The organism is Curvibacter sp. GW821-FHT01G03 (assembly GCF_059422285.1).
In genome coordinates, this window is the sequence record NZ_JBWKWP010000023.1 from 42,038 (window position 1) to 56,569 (window position 14,532).

Here is a 14,532-nt window from a genome sequence, read left to right on the forward strand (position 1 = left end):
CCGTGGTCCGCGCCCACTCACCGACTCCGAACCTCCTGTTTTTTCGATGCGATTCAAGAATCTGGCCAGCGGCAGCACTGGCAACGCCACGGTGGTCGAAGCTGGCGAAGGCAGCCACTGTCGCAGGCTGTTGGTGGACTGCGGGCTGGGCATCAGGCAGTTGGAAACCCGGCTGACTCAGGCGGGCCTGAACAGCAGCGAACTGCATGGCATTTTCATCACCCACGAGCATTCGGACCACATCGGTTGCGCCCTCGGCCTGTCAGCGCGCCACCATTTGCCGGTCTGGATGAGCGAGGGCACCTGGCTGGCCCTGGGCCAGCCTGATCTCGGGGATTGCCTGCGGCTGGCGCGCGATCAGCAAGTGATCGATTTCGGCAGCATGAGCCTGCACCCCTTCACCGTGCCACACGATGCCCGCGAGCCCCTGCAGCTGCGTTGCGAAGACGGACAGTCGCGGCTCGGCTTGCTGACCGACCTGGGCCACATCACACCCCATGTGCTGGCCCAGCTGGCCCAATGCCAGGCCCTGTACCTGGAGGCCAACCACGATGCCGACATGCTGAGCCGATCGCGCTACCCGGCCTTTCTCAAGCGGCGCATCAGTGGCCCCTGGGGCCACCTGGAAAACCAGGCCAGCGCGCAGGCCCTGGCTCAACTCAAGCACCCTTCATTGCGCCACGTGGTGGCCGCCCACCTGAGCGAGCAGAACAACCAGGCCGCCCTGGTGCGGCACACGCTGGCCCAAGCCCTGGACTGGCCCGAAGACGCCATTGGCATCGCCAGCCCGACCCTGGGATCGGATTGGTACAGCCTTTGAGGCTCAACGGGACGCCACAAGGCAGCCCTCACCGAAGCCAGACGAAAAAAAGCCACCCGAAGGTGGCTTTTTGAGAAGCAAGGAGAGCTTACTTCTTGGCAGCAGCGTCTTCAGCGGCCTTCTTGGCAGCGTCAGCAGCGGCGTCGGCAGCCGGAGCGGCCGGGGCAGCAGCAGCCGGAGCGGCAGCGTCAGCAGCCGGAGCGGCCGGAGCAGCAGCAGGTGCTTCAGCCGGAGCGGGAGCAGCAGCGGGAGCCGGTGCCGGAGCAGCAGCCGGTTCTTCCTTCTTGCCACAAGCGGCGAGGGCGGCAGCAGCGATCAGGGTCGCCAAAACGAGCGATTTCTTCATTTCAAGTTTCCTTGTTGGACAGAGAGAATTCCGTTGCGTCAGACCATCCCTACGAACGGCTCTGACTGAGCGTGCGCTGCTTTAGCCGCGCTTTTTCACTCAACTGCAAATTATAGAAGGGAAACGTCAATCCCAACAAATACTGACAAGGGCAATTCAGTGGCCGGATGTATCCGTTACGTAAAGTTCAGGAACCATTCCTGAGCACCCATGAGTGCCGGCGTCACCCATCCTCAGATTCGAATCACTTCCAGCTTCACAATCCCAGGGTAGAGGCCGGAAACGCCGGTGATCCTCGGCGCCAGCATTCGTCAAGCATCTCGCGCAGCGCCACCCGACGCTCAGGCGCCTGGCTGCAGACCCCCGTGCTGCGTTGCAGATCCAGGCGATGCAGGGCCCAGGCGGATGTCCAGAAGGCACTGGGCCATTCGGTGACTGATCGACCTCGGCAGGCACGCGCCTCAATCAGGTGGTCCCAGGTCTGGCGCCAGTGCACAAAGCGGTGATGACGCCGCCTGAGCTCTTCGTAAGAGGCGGCCAGCAGCAGCATCCGACGGCCACTGCGCGACCAGGCCGACAGCGACTCGATCACGCTGCGCTCCCCCAGCGGCCAGTCCTCAAAGCTTTCGTCGCACAGAAACAGTTCGCGCCAGCCCTCGCGGGCTGCGGCAGCCAGGGCCTGGCGAATGCGCTCAGCAAAGGCCTCGCGCCCCTCGAAACGCCCTTCGAAGGGCCACGTGGTGGAACCGGAGGCCTGATCGCCCGTCATGGGGTTCAGAGCTCGGTGGGCAGCGGGTGCAGCCAGCCGGCCTCACACCATTCGATCAACAGATCCCGGGCGCCAGCACTCAAGCGACCCACATCGCGTCCACCCAGCACGCGCAGGCTGGCCAGTTGGCGCATCAACGTGGCGTCGCGCCCGGCGGCGCGAAAGCCCTCGCCGTTGATGAAAATGTGGCGCTCGTCGTGCATCATGCGGGTACGGCGATCCAGTCGGACCCCGGCCGACACATCGACCTCGGTGCTGCTGGCCTCGAACCAGACCTGAGGCTTGGGGTCGGTGAGCGCTTCACCAATCACCCGGGCCAGGGCGTCAGGGTCGTTGAGCACGCTCTGCAGCGCATCGGCCGCGAATTCATGCAGGCCGCCCGGGATGGCCGCCGGGTCGGCCACCGCTGGCTGATGGGCGTCACGGTACAGGCCCTCGCCGGCCAGGTCGTCCGCGTCCTCGGCCAGCCGTTGCAAGACCTCGCGAGCCAGTTCACCCCGCTTGGGCGAGCGAAAGCCGATCGAGTAGGTCATGCACTCGCCTTCGGCAATGCCGTCATGGGCATAGCGCGGAGGCAGGTAGAGCATGTCGCCGGGCTCCAGTACGTACTCTTCCTCGGGCTCGAAATTCGCCAGCACCTTGAGCGGCGTGTCCTCACGCAGACTCAGGTCGGTCTGGCGCCCGATGCGCCAGCGGCGCTTGCCGTGGGCCTGCAGCAGAAACACATCGTAGCTGTCGAAGTGGGGCCCCACGCCGCCGCCGTTGCTGGCGTAGCTGATCATCAGATCGTCCAGCCGGGCGTCGGGCACAAAGCGAAACCCCTGCATCAGGTGGTGCACCGCTTCATCGTGCAGGTCGACGCCCTGCACCAGCAGGGTCCAGTCGGGCTGATTCAGTGCCGGCAGGCTGCGCCGGGCAAAGGGGCCAGAGCGCACGTCCCAGCCCGGGTGGGTCTGGCGCACCAGGCGCGACTCCACTTCCTCGCGCGACGCCAGCTCGAACAGCTCGGCGCGGTCCAGCAAAGGCTGGAAGCCCGGCACCGCCTGGCGCACCAGCAAGGGCTTGCGTTGCCAGTGGCGCTTCATGAATTGCTGCGGGCTGAGGCCGCCCAGCAGCGTGAGAGGTTGGGTGATGTCCATGAGAAAAAAGGCTCCGGTCGGGCCGGATGGTTGCTCCAAGTGGCGCGATTTTCCTACGGAACCGACATCGCGGTCCGTGACGCGCCGCAAGGAAGGGCGATTGCCGCGTCAGTGGACAGCAAAGGCGTAGCCGCTGCCCAGGCGCTTGGCCTGGTACATGGCCCGGTCGGCCGCCAGCATCAGCTCCTTCAGAGCCCGCCCGTCACCAGGCGGCAGGGCCACCCCCACACTGGCCCCCACTTGCACATGGGCCTCGCCCAGCACCATGGGCCGCGAGACGGCCTGCACCAGGCGCCGCGCCAAGGCCTCCAGTTGAGCCAGGTCCAACACCTGGGCCAGCAGCAGAACAAACTCGTCGCCGCCAAGCCGGGCCACCACATCCGACTCACGCACAGCGGTGCGCAGGCGCGCGGCCACCTCGACCAACACCTGGTCGCCGACCTCATGACCCAGGGTGTCGTTGATGGGCTTGAAACGATCCAGATCGATCATCAGCACCGCCTGCTGCCCCGGCCGATCCAGCAGGCCAGCGGCGGCCTGCTCCAGACCGTGGCGGTTGGCCAGGCCAGTCAGGGGGTCGGTGGCGGCCACCAGGGCCATCTGTTCGGCGTGGATGCGCAACTCGGCCCGCTGCAGTTGCAGCTCACGCACCCGGGCACTCAGGGCAAGGGCAAACACCACCGTCTCGGCGCAGACCCCCATTTGCATGCCATTGGCCAACCAGAATGGCAAATTGAACCAGCCCCGGCTGATGGCCACCGTCAGCAGCACCGAGGCAAACAGCGTCAGACGGCCGGCCAGGTACCAGAAGGCTGGCTGAAAGCCACGCCGCCATCGCACAAAGGCCAGGCCCGTGAGCAGGACCACCCCCACCACAGCCGAGGCCTCAAGGAGGTTCTGCGCGGTCTCCATCCAGCCCGCCACGCCACTGGCCAGGATGGCCACGGCACATGCCACCAGCCCTGATTTGAGTGCCACCCACCCCGTCCGGCGGGCCGGCGCGCCCTCCTCCAGGAAAGCGGCCCCGAACAAAGCACTGAAACCCACCCAAAGGGCCGGCGCCAACACATAGCTGCGCTCGATCCACCAAGGTGAATCGGGCCAGAAATAGTGGGCCGTGTGGCCGTTGTAGGTGGCCAGGGTCAGAAAGGCGGCCACACCGGTCAGCACGTAGTAAACCGTGCTGCGGTCACGCCAGCCTCGAACCAGGGCCAGGTTGTAGAGCACCAGCGCCAGCAAAACGCCATAGCAAAGGCCATCGAACAGCAGCTTCTGCGGTCGGGTTGCCAGGTAGCTGGCCGTGTCCCAGATCCGCAGATTCAAGGTCTTGGCGGTGTTGGTCTGCACCCGAAGGTAGACGGTGTAGACCCCGGGTGCCGGCAGCCTGAGGCGCTGCGCATAGCGTTCGCTGGCCAGCGGCCGGGTGCCGTAGGGCAGACTCAGGCCCGTGTAGACCGGTTCAGCCAGGGCCTCACCGGCCTGATTGAAAGGCCCATGGAAGGTCAAGGCATGCATGGCCGTGCTGGGAAACAGCAGCAGCCAGTCACCCTGAGCCTCTTTCTGCTGCACCTGCAAGCGCAGCCAGAGCACCTGATGATCGCCGGGAGTGCGCAGCACCTGAGCGGGTTGAGCGAAATCCTGAGAAGCCTGCACCGCCGGCAGATCAGCCCGACCGGTCGGATCGATCAGCACCTGCACCTGCCCCGTCAGGGATTGCCCGTCTGCCAAGTTCTGCAGCAATAGGGGTGCCGCCTGGGTTTGCCAGGGGGCGGTGATCAGACACAGCATGACCAACGCCCACCGGCCGCGCTGGGCCAGCAAGACACCTAGCCCAGACAGAAAAGAAAAAACCTTGAACATGCACAAATCGGTGGATAGGTGGACAACCTAGCGATAAAAGGCCACGGCTAAGGCATGAAAAGCACGTTGCACCCAGCACCCACCATGGTAGCCCCGACTCATGGCAGGTGCGAGAAAACCCGGCGCCGGGCCTGCTGTGCCTGCCGCAGGCGGGCCCGTCGCATACACTCGGGCCCTCGACGCCGGTCACGCCCCTGCCCTGCAGCACCTGCAGGGCCCCGGCGCCCCCGGCCCCGGGCCGCCCGCAACGAGCCCGCCCGCCCCCCAATCACTGCATCTATCAAGGCAGACGCCATGGAAATCACTGAACAATGCGTGGTCGCACTGACCTGGACCCTCACTGACACCCTGAATGAAGAACTCGACGTGCTCGACGAGCCGGTTGACTTTCTGGTGGGTGGCGACGACCTGCTGAAGAAGATTGAAGAGGTGCTGCAAGGCCATGAGCCCGGCGCCAGCGTCAAGCTGCAGATCGAACCCGAAGAAGGCTTTGGCGAGTACAACGAGAACCTGATCTTCCTGGAGCCGCGCACCCTGTTCCCGAAAGAGCTGGAAGAAGGCATGACCTTCGACGGCACGGCCCTGCCCACAGGCTGCAACCCGGACGCCCCCCGTGATGCGCTCTACACCGTGACCGAGATCTACCCCGAACATGTGGTGCTGGATGGCAACCACCCCTTGGCCGGCATCGCGATCCGCCTGCACCTGAAGGTGCATGCCGTGCGCGAAGCCACCGAAGAGGAGATCGGCAGCGGCACGGCGGGCACCGGCTTCTTCCGGGTACAGCCCCTGGCCCCCGGCAATCAGCAGTTGCACTGACCTGAGCGATCAAAGACAAAGCCCGTGTGCCTGCCAGGGCCACGGGCTTTGTCATGCCTGCCAGGCAGGCCGGATCAGCCCTTGCCGGTCGAACCGTAGCCGCCCTCGCCGCGCTGGGTGGGCGGGAACTCGGTCACCACGTTGAAGCTGGCCTGCAGCACCGGCACGATCACCAGTTGCGCGATGCGCTCCATGGGCTCGATGGTGAAGGCCACGTCGCTGCGGTTCCAGGCGCTGACCATCAACTGGCCCTGGTAGTCGCTGTCGATCAAGCCCACCAGGTTGCCCAGCACGATGCCGTGCTTGTGCCCCAAGCCCGAACGCGGCAGGATCATGGCGGCATAACCGGGGTCTTTGAGCCAGATGGCGATGCCCGTGGGCACCAGTTGCCAGGCGTTGGGTGCCAGGGTGAGCGGCTCGGCCAGGCAGGCACGCAGGTCCAGGCCGGCACTGCCCGGGGTGGCGTAAGCAGGAAGTTGGTCCGCCATGCGCGGATCGATGATCTTGACGTCGATGTTCATTGGGTAAATTCAACAGGCCTCAACAGGCATCAGCAGGCCTTGCGGCGGGAAATCTCGGCCACCAACTGGCGCGCCAGCGCCAGCTTGGAAGCCCGGGGCAGCTCCTGGACGCCTTGCGCATCCACCAGCAACAGCTGATTGTCGTCTTGCCCGAAAGCCGTGGGCCCGATGTTGCCCACCAGCAGCGGCACGCCCTTGCGCGCACGCTTGGCCTGGGCATGGGCCACCAGGTCGTGACTCTCGGCCGCAAAACCGACACAGTAAAGTGCCCCGCTGCGGGCACGATCGCCCTGGGCGACGGTGTGCAGGATGTCGGGGTTTTCGACAAAGCTCAGTTGGGGCGTCTGGCCCGAACCGTCTTTCTTGATCTTCTGGTCGCTGGCGCTGGCCGGCCGCCAATCGGCCACGGCGGCCGTGGCAATGAACACATCGGCCTGCTCGCTGGCCGGCACGGTGGCGGCCAGCATGTCGCATGCCGACACCACGTTGAGGCGGCGCACCCCGCGCGGGGTGGGCAGGTGAACCGGGCCGGCAATCAGCGTCACTTCGGCCCCGGCCTCGCGGGCAGCACGCGCAATGGCAAAGCCCATCTTGCCCGAGGAATGGTTGGTGATGCCGCGCACCGGGTCGATGGACTCAAACGTGGGGCCCGCGGTGACCAGCACCCGCTGGCCGCGCAGCGTCTTGGGCTGGAAGAAGGCAATCACCTCTTCGGTGATCTCCAACGCTTCAAGCATGCGACCGTCGCCGGTTTCGCCGCAGGCCTGGTCGCCCCGCGCCACCCCCAGCAGAACGGCGCCATCCGCCTGCAGCTGGGCGAGATTGCGCTGGGTGGCCGGGTGAGCCCACATCTCGCGGTTCATGGCGGGGGCCACCAGCAGCGGCACGCGCTCGATGGGGCGGGCCAGGCACAGCAGGCTCAGCAACTCGTCGGCACGTCCCTGCACCAGGCGCGCCATGAAGTCGGCACTGCACGGGGCCAGCACGATGGCATCCGCCTCGCGGCTGAGGTTGATGTGGGGCATGTTGTTGGCCTCGCGGCCATCCCACTGCGAGGTGTAGACCGGCCGGCCCGACAGGGCCTGCATCGTGACGGGGGTGATGAACTGGCAGGCGGCCTCGGTCATCACCACCTGCACCGTGGCGCCCTGGCGGATCAGTTCGCGGCACAGTTCGGCCGATTTGAAACAGGCCACCCCGCCGGTGAGGCCGAGCACAATGTGTTTTCCCTGGAGGTCCATGGTGACAAGGGCCCGGCTGAGCGGGCCCGGTTGGCAAAGAATGCGGCAATGTAGCAGACCCGCAACGCCCTTCGGGTCACGCGGGTGGCCATGAAAAAAGGCCACCCGAAGGTGGTCACGAAAAAAAGGCCACCCGAAGGTGGCCTGGGCCGTCAGAGCGGGTGTCTGCCGCTTACTTGGCCGTGGGCATCACGAACTCGGCGCCCTTGCCGATGCTTTCGGGCCAGCGCTGCATCACGCTCTTTTGCTTGGTGTAGAAGCGCACACCCTCTTCGCCATAGGCGTGCATGTCGCCGAACAGGCTCTTCTTCCACCCGCCAAAACCATGCCAGGCCATGGGCACCGGGATCGGCACGTTGATGCCGACCATGCCCACCTGGATGCGGCGGCTGAACTCGCGCGCCACGTTGCCGTCGCGGGTGAAGCAGCTCACGCCGTTGCCAAATTCGTGGTCGTTGATCAGCTTCACGGCTTCGGCAAAGTCCTTGGTCCGCACACACGACAGCACCGGGCCGAAGATTTCTTCCTTGTAGATCTTCATCTCGGGGGTGACATGGTCAAACAGGGTGCCGCCCAGCCAGAAGCCCTTGTCGCAGCCGGGGCCAGCGCTCTTGCCGTCGAAGTTGCGGCCGTCCAGCAGCAACTGGGCCCCCTCCTTCACGCCGGCATCGATGTAGCCGCTGATGCGGGCATGGGCCGCGCCCGTGACGATGGGGCCCATTTCGGCGTCCAGGTTCATGCCGTCGAGCACCTTGAGGCTCTTGGCGCGCTCCAGCAGCTTGGGGATGACCTTGTCGGCCACATCACCCACCAGCACGGCCACCGAGATCGCCATGCAGCGCTCGCCCGCCGAGCCATAGCCGGCGCCGATCAGGGCGTCGACCACCTGGTCGATGTCGGCGTCAGGCATCACCACCATGTGGTTCTTGGCGCCGCCCAGGGCCTGCACGCGCTTGCCGTGGTGGGCACCGGTTTCGTAGATGTAGTTGGCAATCGGGGTGGAGCCGACAAAGGAAACCGCCTTGACATCAGGGTGCTCCAGCAGCGCATCCACGGCTTCCTTGTCGCCCTGCACCACGTTGAAAACCCCGTCTGGCAGGCCGGCCTGCTTGAGCAGATCGGCCATGAACAGGCTGGCGCTGGGGTCGGTCGGGCTGGGCTTGAGCACGAAGGTGTTGCCGGCGGCAATGGCCACCGGGAACATCCACATCGGCACCATCACCGGGAAGTTGAAGGGGGTGATGCCGGCCACCACGCCCAGAGGCTGGCGCATCGTCCAGTTGTCGATGCCGGTGGACACCTGCTCGGTGTAGTCACCCTTCAGCAACTGAGGAATGCCACAGGCGAACTCGATGATGTCGATGCCACGGCTGACCTCGCCCTGGGCGTCGGTGAACACCTTGCCGTGCTCCAGCGTGATCATGCGGGCCAGGGTGTCCTTGTGCTGGTTGACCAACTCAAGGAACTTGAACATCACGCGACCACGGCGGATCGGCGGCATGTCGGACCAAGCCGGGAAGGCGGCCTGGGCGGCAGCCACGGCGGCATTCACGTCGGCCGCACTGCCCAGCAGCACCTGGCGAGCCACTTCACCGGTGGCGGGGTTGTAGACCGGCTGGCGGCGGGTGCTGACGCCTGCCGTGGCGGCGCCACCGATGTAATGACCGACGTCGGCGGAAGAAAGGGTCTGGCTCATGGTGCCTCGCTGTTGAAAGAATGAATGCAGGACTGCAGTCTAGGCAGCGCCCCCGCCCCTGCCTAGCACTCGCCGCTGAACTCATTGTTCAAATTGATGAACAATACGAACATGGACGACCAAATAATCCACACCCTCTGGGGCCACCTGCATTGGCTGGGGGTGCTGGCCCAGCAAGGCAGCTACACCGCCGCCGCCACCCGACTGGGGGTGAGCAAGGCCGCCATGAGCCAGCGCATCTCGGAGCTTGAAAAGCTGGCCGGCGTGCCCCTGGTGCAGCGCACCACCCGCAGCGTGCGCCTGACCGAGGCCGGCCAGCGCCTGGTCGACGATACCCGTGCACCCTTCGATGCCATTGCCCACAGCTTTGCCAGCGTGCGCGACCTGGCCGGCACCCCGCGCGGCCTGCTGCGCCTGACCGCACCGGTGGCGCTGGCGCGCCAGCAACTGGTGCCCCGCCTGGCGACCTTCTTGCAGCAGTACCCTGAAGTGCGGCTGGAGCTGGACATGTCGGACCGCATGGCCTCACTGGCCATGGAGGGGCTGGACCTGGCCATCCGCCACAGCGACCAGGTGCCGGAAACCCATGTGGCCTGGAACCTGTGCCCGACCCGCTCGGTGCTGGTGGCCAGCCCCGCCTACCTGGCCCGGCGCGGCACGCCGGGCCACCCCGAAGACCTGCGCCAGCACGACTGCCTGCATTACCCGCGCCGTGGCGGCACCCCCACCTGGACCTTCGAGTCCCCGGCCACCGAAGCCCCGCCCGGCCAGCCAGGGGAGCGGGTCACGGTCCCGGTGGCCGGCCCCCTGGCCGCCAACAACAGCGAGGCCCTGCGCGATGCCGCCCTGGCTGGCATCGGCATCGCCCTGCTGCCCGACTTCAGTGCCCAGGCCGGCCTGCGCGACGGGCAACTGGTTCAGGTGCTGGCCCACTGGGCCAATGCCGGCCCATTTGCCCGGCAGCTGTATGCGATACGCCCCTATTCGGCCCATGTGCCACGAGCGGTCAGCGCACTGGTGCAGCACCTGCGACAATCTCTGGCTGGCGGGTTTGCGCTGCAGGCCCCATCCAAATCACCCCTGCTGCATGAAGGTGTCGCACCGGCGGCACCTTTATAATCTCCGTTTACCACCTCCCGGGACAACTGCTCCCGACCCCCCGACATGACCAAATTTGTCTTCGTCACCGGCGGTGTGGTGTCTTCCCTGGGCAAGGGAATCGCCTCAGCCTCCCTCGCCGCGATCCTCGAATCGCGAGGCCTCAAAGTCACTCTCATCAAGCTCGATCCGTACATCAACGTCGATCCGGGCACGATGTCGCCGTTCCAGCACGGCGAGGTGTTCGTGACCGATGACGGCGCAGAGACCGACCTCGACCTGGGCCACTACGAGCGTTTCATCGAAACGCGCATGAACAAGACCAACAATTTCACCACCGGCCGGATCTACCAGTCGGTGCTGGAAAAAGAACGCCGCGGTGACTACCTGGGCAAGACCGTTCAGGTGATCCCGCACATCACCAATGAGATCCAGGAATACGTCAAGCGCGGCGCCGGCATCGGCACCCCGGATGAGGTGGACGTGGCCATCGTCGAGATCGGCGGCACCGTCGGCGACATCGAATCGCTGCCCTTCCTGGAAGCCGCACGCCAGATGAGCCTGCGCATGGGCCCGAACAACGCGGCCTTCGTGCACCTGACCTACGTGCCCTGGATCGCTGCGGCCGGCGAACTCAAGACCAAGCCCACCCAGCACACCGTGCAGAAGCTGCGCGAAATCGGCATCCAGGCCGATGCGCTGCTGTGCCGTGCCGACCGCCGCATCCCGGAAGACGAACGCGCCAAGATCTCGCTGTTCACCAACGTGCCCGAATGGGGCGTGATCTCCATGTGGGACGTGAACACCATCTACAAAGTGCCCCGCATGCTGCACGAGCAGGGCCTGGACGGCCTGATCTGCGACAAGCTGCGCCTGAACACGCCGCCGACCAAGCTCAAGCGCTGGGACGATCTGGTGTTCGAGACCGAGAACCCCAAGGGCGAGGTCAAGATCGCCATGGTGGGCAAGTACGTCGACCTGTCCGACAGCTACAAATCGCTCAACGAAGCGCTGCGCCATGCCGGCATGAAGAACCATGTCGCGGTCAAGATCGACTACGTCGACTCTGAAACCATCACCCCGCAGGACGTGAAGCGCCTGGGCCAATACGACGCCATCCTGGTGCCGGGCGGCTTTGGCAAGCGCGGCGTCGAAGGCAAGATCTGTGCGGCCCAGTACGCTCGCGAGCACAAGCTGCCTTACCTGGGCATCTGCCTGGGCATGCAGGTGGCCACCATTGAATACGCACGCCACGTGGCCGGCCTGACCGATGCCAACAGCACCGAATTCGAACCCGACTCGCCCCACCCCGTGATCGCCCTGATCACCGAGTGGAAAGACGCCGACGGCACCATCAAGAAGCGCGACGAGAACTCCGACCTGGGCGGCACCATGCGCCTGGGCGCCCAAAGCTCCGACGTGACCCCCGGCACCCTGGCCCACAAGATCTACGGCGACGTGGTGACCGAACGCCATCGCCACCGCTACGAAGCCAACGTGAACTACCTGGACCAGCTGCGCGAAGCGGGCCTGGTGATCTCGGCCCTGACGCAGCGTGAGCACCTGACCGAAATCGTCGAGCTGCCGCAAAGCGTGCACCCGTGGTTCATGGGCGTGCAGTTCCACCCTGAGTTCAAATCCACCCCCTGGGACGGCCACCCGCTGTTCAACGCCTTCATCAAGGCGGCACTGGACCACAAGACTGCGGCCTGAAAGGCCTGGGAAACACCATGAAACTCTGCGGCTTCGACATCGGTCTTGACCAACGCTTCTTCCTGATCGCCGGGCCCTGTGTGGTCGAGTCCGAGCAATTGCAGATGGACACCGCCGGCGCGCTGAAGGAAATCACCTCGGCACTCGGCATCCCGTTCATCTTCAAGAGCAGCTACGACAAGGCCAACCGATCCTCGGGCACCACTTTCCGGGGGCCGGGCATGGAGCGCGGCCTGGAGATCCTGGCCAAGGTCAAGAAAGAGCTGAACGTGCCTATCCTCACCGATGTGCACAGCGAGGCCGAGATCCCGGCCGTGGCCGCCGTGGTCGATGTGCTGCAGACACCGGCCTTCCTGTGCCGGCAAACCGATTTCATTCGCGCCGTGGCCCAGTCCGGCAAGCCGGTGAACATCAAGAAGGGGCAGTTCCTCGCGCCCCACGACATGAAGAACGTCATCGACAAGGCCCGTGCCGCCGCCCGCGACGCCGGCCTGCCCGAGGACAGCTTCATGGCCTGCGAACGCGGCGCCAGCTTCGGCTACAACAACCTCGTCAGCGACATGCGCAGCCTGGCCATCATGCGTGAAACCGGCGCCCCGGTGGTGTTCGATGCCACCCACAGCGTTCAGCTGCCCGGTGGCCAGGGCACCAGCTCAGGCGGCCAGCGTGAAATGGTGCCAGTGCTGGCCCGTGCTGCCGTGGCGGTGGGTGTGGCCGGCCTGTTCATGGAAACCCATCCCAACCCCAGCGAAGCCCTGAGCGACGGCCCGAATGCCGTGCCGCTCAAGCGCATGAAGGCCTTGCTGGAGACCTTGCTCGCGTTGGATTTGGTCACCAAAAAGACACCCTTCCTGGAGAGCGATTTCCAGTGAGTGCGTACATCATTGCGAACGTCACGGTCACCAACCCTGCGCAGTACGACGAGTACCGCCAATGGTCCACCGCCGCCATCCAGGCCCACCAGGCCGAGGTGTGCGTGCGTGGGGGCCAGGTCGAGGTGTTGGAGGGTGACTGGGCACCAGAACGCCTGGTCATCCTGAAGTTTGCAAGTGTGGCCGCCGCCCGGGTCTTTTATGATTCGCCCGAATACGGGCAAGCCCGTGCGGCCCGTGAGGGCGCGGCCATCATGCGCATGATCGTGGTTGAAGGGGTCTGAGCACCCCGACTGCAGACCGTTTTTGTTTTGTTTTGAAAGAAGACAACATGAGTGCAATCGTAGACATCGTCGGCCGTGAAGTCCTGGACAGCCGCGGCAACCCCACCGTCGAATGCGACGTTCTGCTCGAATCGGGCGTGATGGGCCGCGCCGCCGTGCCCTCGGGCGCCTCCACCGGCAGCCGTGAAGCCATCGAACTGCGTGACGGCGACAAGTCGCGCTACCTGGGCAAGGGCGTGCTCAAGGCCGTCGAACACATCAACACCGAGATCTCCGAGGCCGTGCTGGGCCTGGACGCCTCCGAGCAGGCTTTCCTGGACAAGACCCTGATCGATCTGGACGGCACCGACAACAAGAGCCGCCTGGGCGCCAATGCCATGCTGGCCGTGTCCATGGCCGTGGCCCGCGCTGCGGCCGAAGAATCGGGCCTGCCCCTGTACCGCTACTTTGGCGGCATGGGTGGCATGCAACTGCCGGTGCCGATGATGAACGTCATCAACGGTGGCGCGCACGCCAACAACAACCTCGACCTGCAAGAGCTGATGATCATCCCGGTGGGCGCCCCCACCTTCCGTGAAGCCGTGCGTTACGGCGCCGAAGTGTTCCACGCCCTCAAGAAGATCATCCACGACAAGGGCATGAGCACTGCCGTGGGCGACGAAGGCGGCTTTGCCCCCAGCGTGGCCAGCCATGAGGCCGCCATCCAGCTGATCCTGGAAGCCATCGACAAGGCCGGATTCGTGGCCGGCGAGCAGATCGCCCTGGGCCTGGACTGCGCTGCCAGCGAGTTCTACAAGGATGGCAAGTACCACCTCGAAGGCGAAGGTTTGGTGCTGTCGGCCGAAGAATGGACCAACATCCTGGCCACCTGGTGCGACAAGTACCCCATCATCAGCATCGAAGACGGCATGGCCGAAGGCGACTGGGACGGTTGGAAACACCTGACCGAACGCCTGGGCCAGAAGGTTCAGATCGTGGGTGACGACCTGTTCGTGACCAACACCAAGATCCTGAAAGAAGGCATCGACAAGGGGATCGCCAACTCGATCCTGATCAAGATCAACCAGATCGGCACCCTGACCGAAACCTTCCAGGCCATCGAAATGGCCAAGGTCGCCGGCTACACCGCCGTGATCTCGCACCGCTCGGGCGAAACCGAAGACTCCACCATTGCTGACATCGCCGTGGGCACCAACGCCGGCCAGATCAAGACCGGTTCGATGAGCCGCAGCGACCGCATGGCCAAGTACAACCAGCTGCTTCGCATCGAAGAAGACCTGGGCGACGTGGCCGTCTATCCGGGCCGTGCTGCGTTCTACAACCTGCGCTGAGCCGCCACGGCGCTGATGGGCTG

The 14,532-nt window shown here is 65.2% G+C and carries 14 protein-coding genes; 7 read left to right on the plus strand and 7 right to left on the minus strand.

Annotated features, from left to right (window positions below):
- Nucleotides 1-46: 46 nt before the first annotated feature.
- Nucleotides 47-820, plus strand: coding sequence for an MBL fold metallo-hydrolase (locus tag AC07VS_RS25340; RefSeq protein ID WP_494752343.1), 774 nt, complete (start codon nucleotides 47-49; stop codon nucleotides 818-820).
- A gap of 88 nt (nucleotides 821-908) precedes the next feature.
- Here the strand turns inward: AC07VS_RS25340 and AC07VS_RS25345 are convergent, their stop codons facing one another.
- The 4 genes from AC07VS_RS25345 to AC07VS_RS25360 form a co-directional block, all read right to left on the minus strand.
- The gene (locus AC07VS_RS25345) at nucleotides 909-1,166 is read right to left on the minus strand and encodes a hypothetical protein (protein ID WP_494752344.1); all 258 of its coding nucleotides are present in this window, start codon (nucleotides 1,164-1,166) and stop codon (nucleotides 909-911) included.
- A gap of 256 nt (nucleotides 1,167-1,422) precedes the next feature.
- Nucleotides 1,423-1,935: a hypothetical protein gene (locus tag AC07VS_RS25350; protein WP_494752345.1), complete on the minus strand. Its 513-nt coding sequence runs from the start codon at nucleotides 1,933-1,935 to the stop codon at nucleotides 1,423-1,425.
- 5 nt (nucleotides 1,936-1,940) lie between these two features.
- Entirely contained in the window at nucleotides 1,941-3,074 is a 1,134-nt protein-coding gene (locus AC07VS_RS25355; protein ID WP_492348681.1) for a JmjC domain-containing protein, read from the minus strand.
- A 108-nt stretch (nucleotides 3,075-3,182) separates the two neighbouring features.
- A complete protein-coding gene (locus AC07VS_RS25360) occupies nucleotides 3,183-4,862 on the minus strand; it encodes a diguanylate cyclase domain-containing protein (RefSeq protein ID WP_494752346.1) in 1,680 nt (559 codons plus the stop codon).
- A 366-nt stretch (nucleotides 4,863-5,228) separates the two neighbouring features.
- Between AC07VS_RS25360 and AC07VS_RS25365 the strand changes: the two genes are divergently transcribed.
- A complete protein-coding gene (locus AC07VS_RS25365; RefSeq protein ID WP_492348679.1) occupies nucleotides 5,229-5,753 on the plus strand; it encodes an FKBP-type peptidyl-prolyl cis-trans isomerase in 525 nt (174 codons plus the stop codon).
- A 74-nt stretch (nucleotides 5,754-5,827) separates the two neighbouring features.
- On the opposite strand, the gene dut is transcribed toward AC07VS_RS25365, so the two are convergent.
- The 3 genes from dut to AC07VS_RS25380 all read right to left on the minus strand — a co-directional run bounded on the left by dut (nucleotide 5,828) and on the right by AC07VS_RS25380 (nucleotide 9,211).
- Entirely contained in the window at nucleotides 5,828-6,274 is a 447-nt protein-coding gene (gene dut / locus AC07VS_RS25370) for a dUTP diphosphatase (RefSeq protein ID WP_492348678.1), read from the minus strand.
- A 29-nt stretch (nucleotides 6,275-6,303) separates the two neighbouring features.
- Entirely contained in the window at nucleotides 6,304-7,515 is a 1,212-nt protein-coding gene (coaBC, locus tag AC07VS_RS25375; RefSeq protein WP_494752347.1) for a bifunctional phosphopantothenoylcysteine decarboxylase/phosphopantothenate--cysteine ligase CoaBC, read from the minus strand.
- 172 nt (nucleotides 7,516-7,687) lie between these two features.
- A complete protein-coding gene (locus AC07VS_RS25380) occupies nucleotides 7,688-9,211 on the minus strand; it encodes a CoA-acylating methylmalonate-semialdehyde dehydrogenase (RefSeq protein ID WP_494752348.1) in 1,524 nt (507 codons plus the stop codon).
- 111 nt (nucleotides 9,212-9,322) lie between these two features.
- Between AC07VS_RS25380 and AC07VS_RS25385 the strand changes: the two genes are divergently transcribed.
- The 5 genes from AC07VS_RS25385 to eno are packed head-to-tail and all read left to right on the plus strand — an operon-like array spanning nucleotide 9,323 to nucleotide 14,509.
- Entirely contained in the window at nucleotides 9,323-10,330 is a 1,008-nt protein-coding gene (locus AC07VS_RS25385) for a LysR family transcriptional regulator (protein ID WP_494658433.1), read from the plus strand.
- 45 nt (nucleotides 10,331-10,375) lie between these two features.
- Nucleotides 10,376-12,022: a CTP synthase gene (gene pyrG, locus AC07VS_RS25390; RefSeq protein ID WP_492348674.1), complete on the plus strand. Its 1,647-nt coding sequence runs from the start codon at nucleotides 10,376-10,378 to the stop codon at nucleotides 12,020-12,022.
- A 17-nt stretch (nucleotides 12,023-12,039) separates the two neighbouring features.
- Nucleotides 12,040-12,894 (plus strand): 3-deoxy-8-phosphooctulonate synthase, encoded by an 855-nt coding sequence (kdsA, locus tag AC07VS_RS25395; RefSeq protein ID WP_494752349.1) that lies wholly within the window; start codon nucleotides 12,040-12,042, stop codon nucleotides 12,892-12,894.
- Nucleotides 12,891-13,178 (plus strand): DUF1330 domain-containing protein, encoded by a 288-nt coding sequence (locus tag AC07VS_RS25400; RefSeq protein ID WP_494658432.1) that lies wholly within the window; start codon nucleotides 12,891-12,893, stop codon nucleotides 13,176-13,178. Before kdsA ends, AC07VS_RS25400 begins: the two co-directional genes overlap by 4 nt.
- Nucleotides 13,179-13,225: 47 nt before the next feature.
- Entirely contained in the window at nucleotides 13,226-14,509 is a 1,284-nt protein-coding gene (gene eno / locus AC07VS_RS25405; protein ID WP_492348671.1) for a phosphopyruvate hydratase, read from the plus strand.
- Nucleotides 14,510-14,532 lie beyond the last annotated feature (23 nt).

What these genes read in the sequence shown, in the direction of transcription:
- AC07VS_RS25340 (WP_494752343.1), top strand. Translation starts at nt 47, where the DNA reads ATGCGATTCAAGAATCTGGCCAGCGGCAGCACTGGCAACGCCACGGTG.
- AC07VS_RS25345 (WP_494752344.1), bottom strand. Translation starts at nt 1,166, where the DNA reads ATGAAGAAATCGCTCGTTTTGGCGACCCTGATCGCTGCTGCCGCCCTC.
- AC07VS_RS25350 (WP_494752345.1), bottom strand. Translation starts at nt 1,935, where the DNA reads ATGACGGGCGATCAGGCCTCCGGTTCCACCACGTGGCCCTTCGAAGGG.
- AC07VS_RS25355 (WP_492348681.1), bottom strand. Translation starts at nt 3,074, where the DNA reads ATGGACATCACCCAACCTCTCACGCTGCTGGGCGGCCTCAGCCCGCAG.
- AC07VS_RS25360 (WP_494752346.1), bottom strand. Translation starts at nt 4,862, where the DNA reads ATGCTGTGTCTGATCACCGCCCCCTGGCAAACCCAGGCGGCACCCCTA.
- AC07VS_RS25365 (WP_492348679.1), top strand. Translation starts at nt 5,229, where the DNA reads ATGGAAATCACTGAACAATGCGTGGTCGCACTGACCTGGACCCTCACT.
- dut (WP_492348678.1), bottom strand. Translation starts at nt 6,274, where the DNA reads ATGAACATCGACGTCAAGATCATCGATCCGCGCATGGCGGACCAACTT.
- coaBC (WP_494752347.1), bottom strand. Translation starts at nt 7,515, where the DNA reads ATGGACCTCCAGGGAAAACACATTGTGCTCGGCCTCACCGGCGGGGTG.
- AC07VS_RS25380 (WP_494752348.1), bottom strand. Translation starts at nt 9,211, where the DNA reads ATGAGCCAGACCCTTTCTTCCGCCGACGTCGGTCATTACATCGGTGGC.
- AC07VS_RS25385 (WP_494658433.1), top strand. Translation starts at nt 9,323, where the DNA reads ATGGACGACCAAATAATCCACACCCTCTGGGGCCACCTGCATTGGCTG.
- pyrG (WP_492348674.1), top strand. Translation starts at nt 10,376, where the DNA reads ATGACCAAATTTGTCTTCGTCACCGGCGGTGTGGTGTCTTCCCTGGGC.
- kdsA (WP_494752349.1), top strand. Translation starts at nt 12,040, where the DNA reads ATGAAACTCTGCGGCTTCGACATCGGTCTTGACCAACGCTTCTTCCTG.
- eno (WP_492348671.1), top strand. Translation starts at nt 13,226, where the DNA reads ATGAGTGCAATCGTAGACATCGTCGGCCGTGAAGTCCTGGACAGCCGC.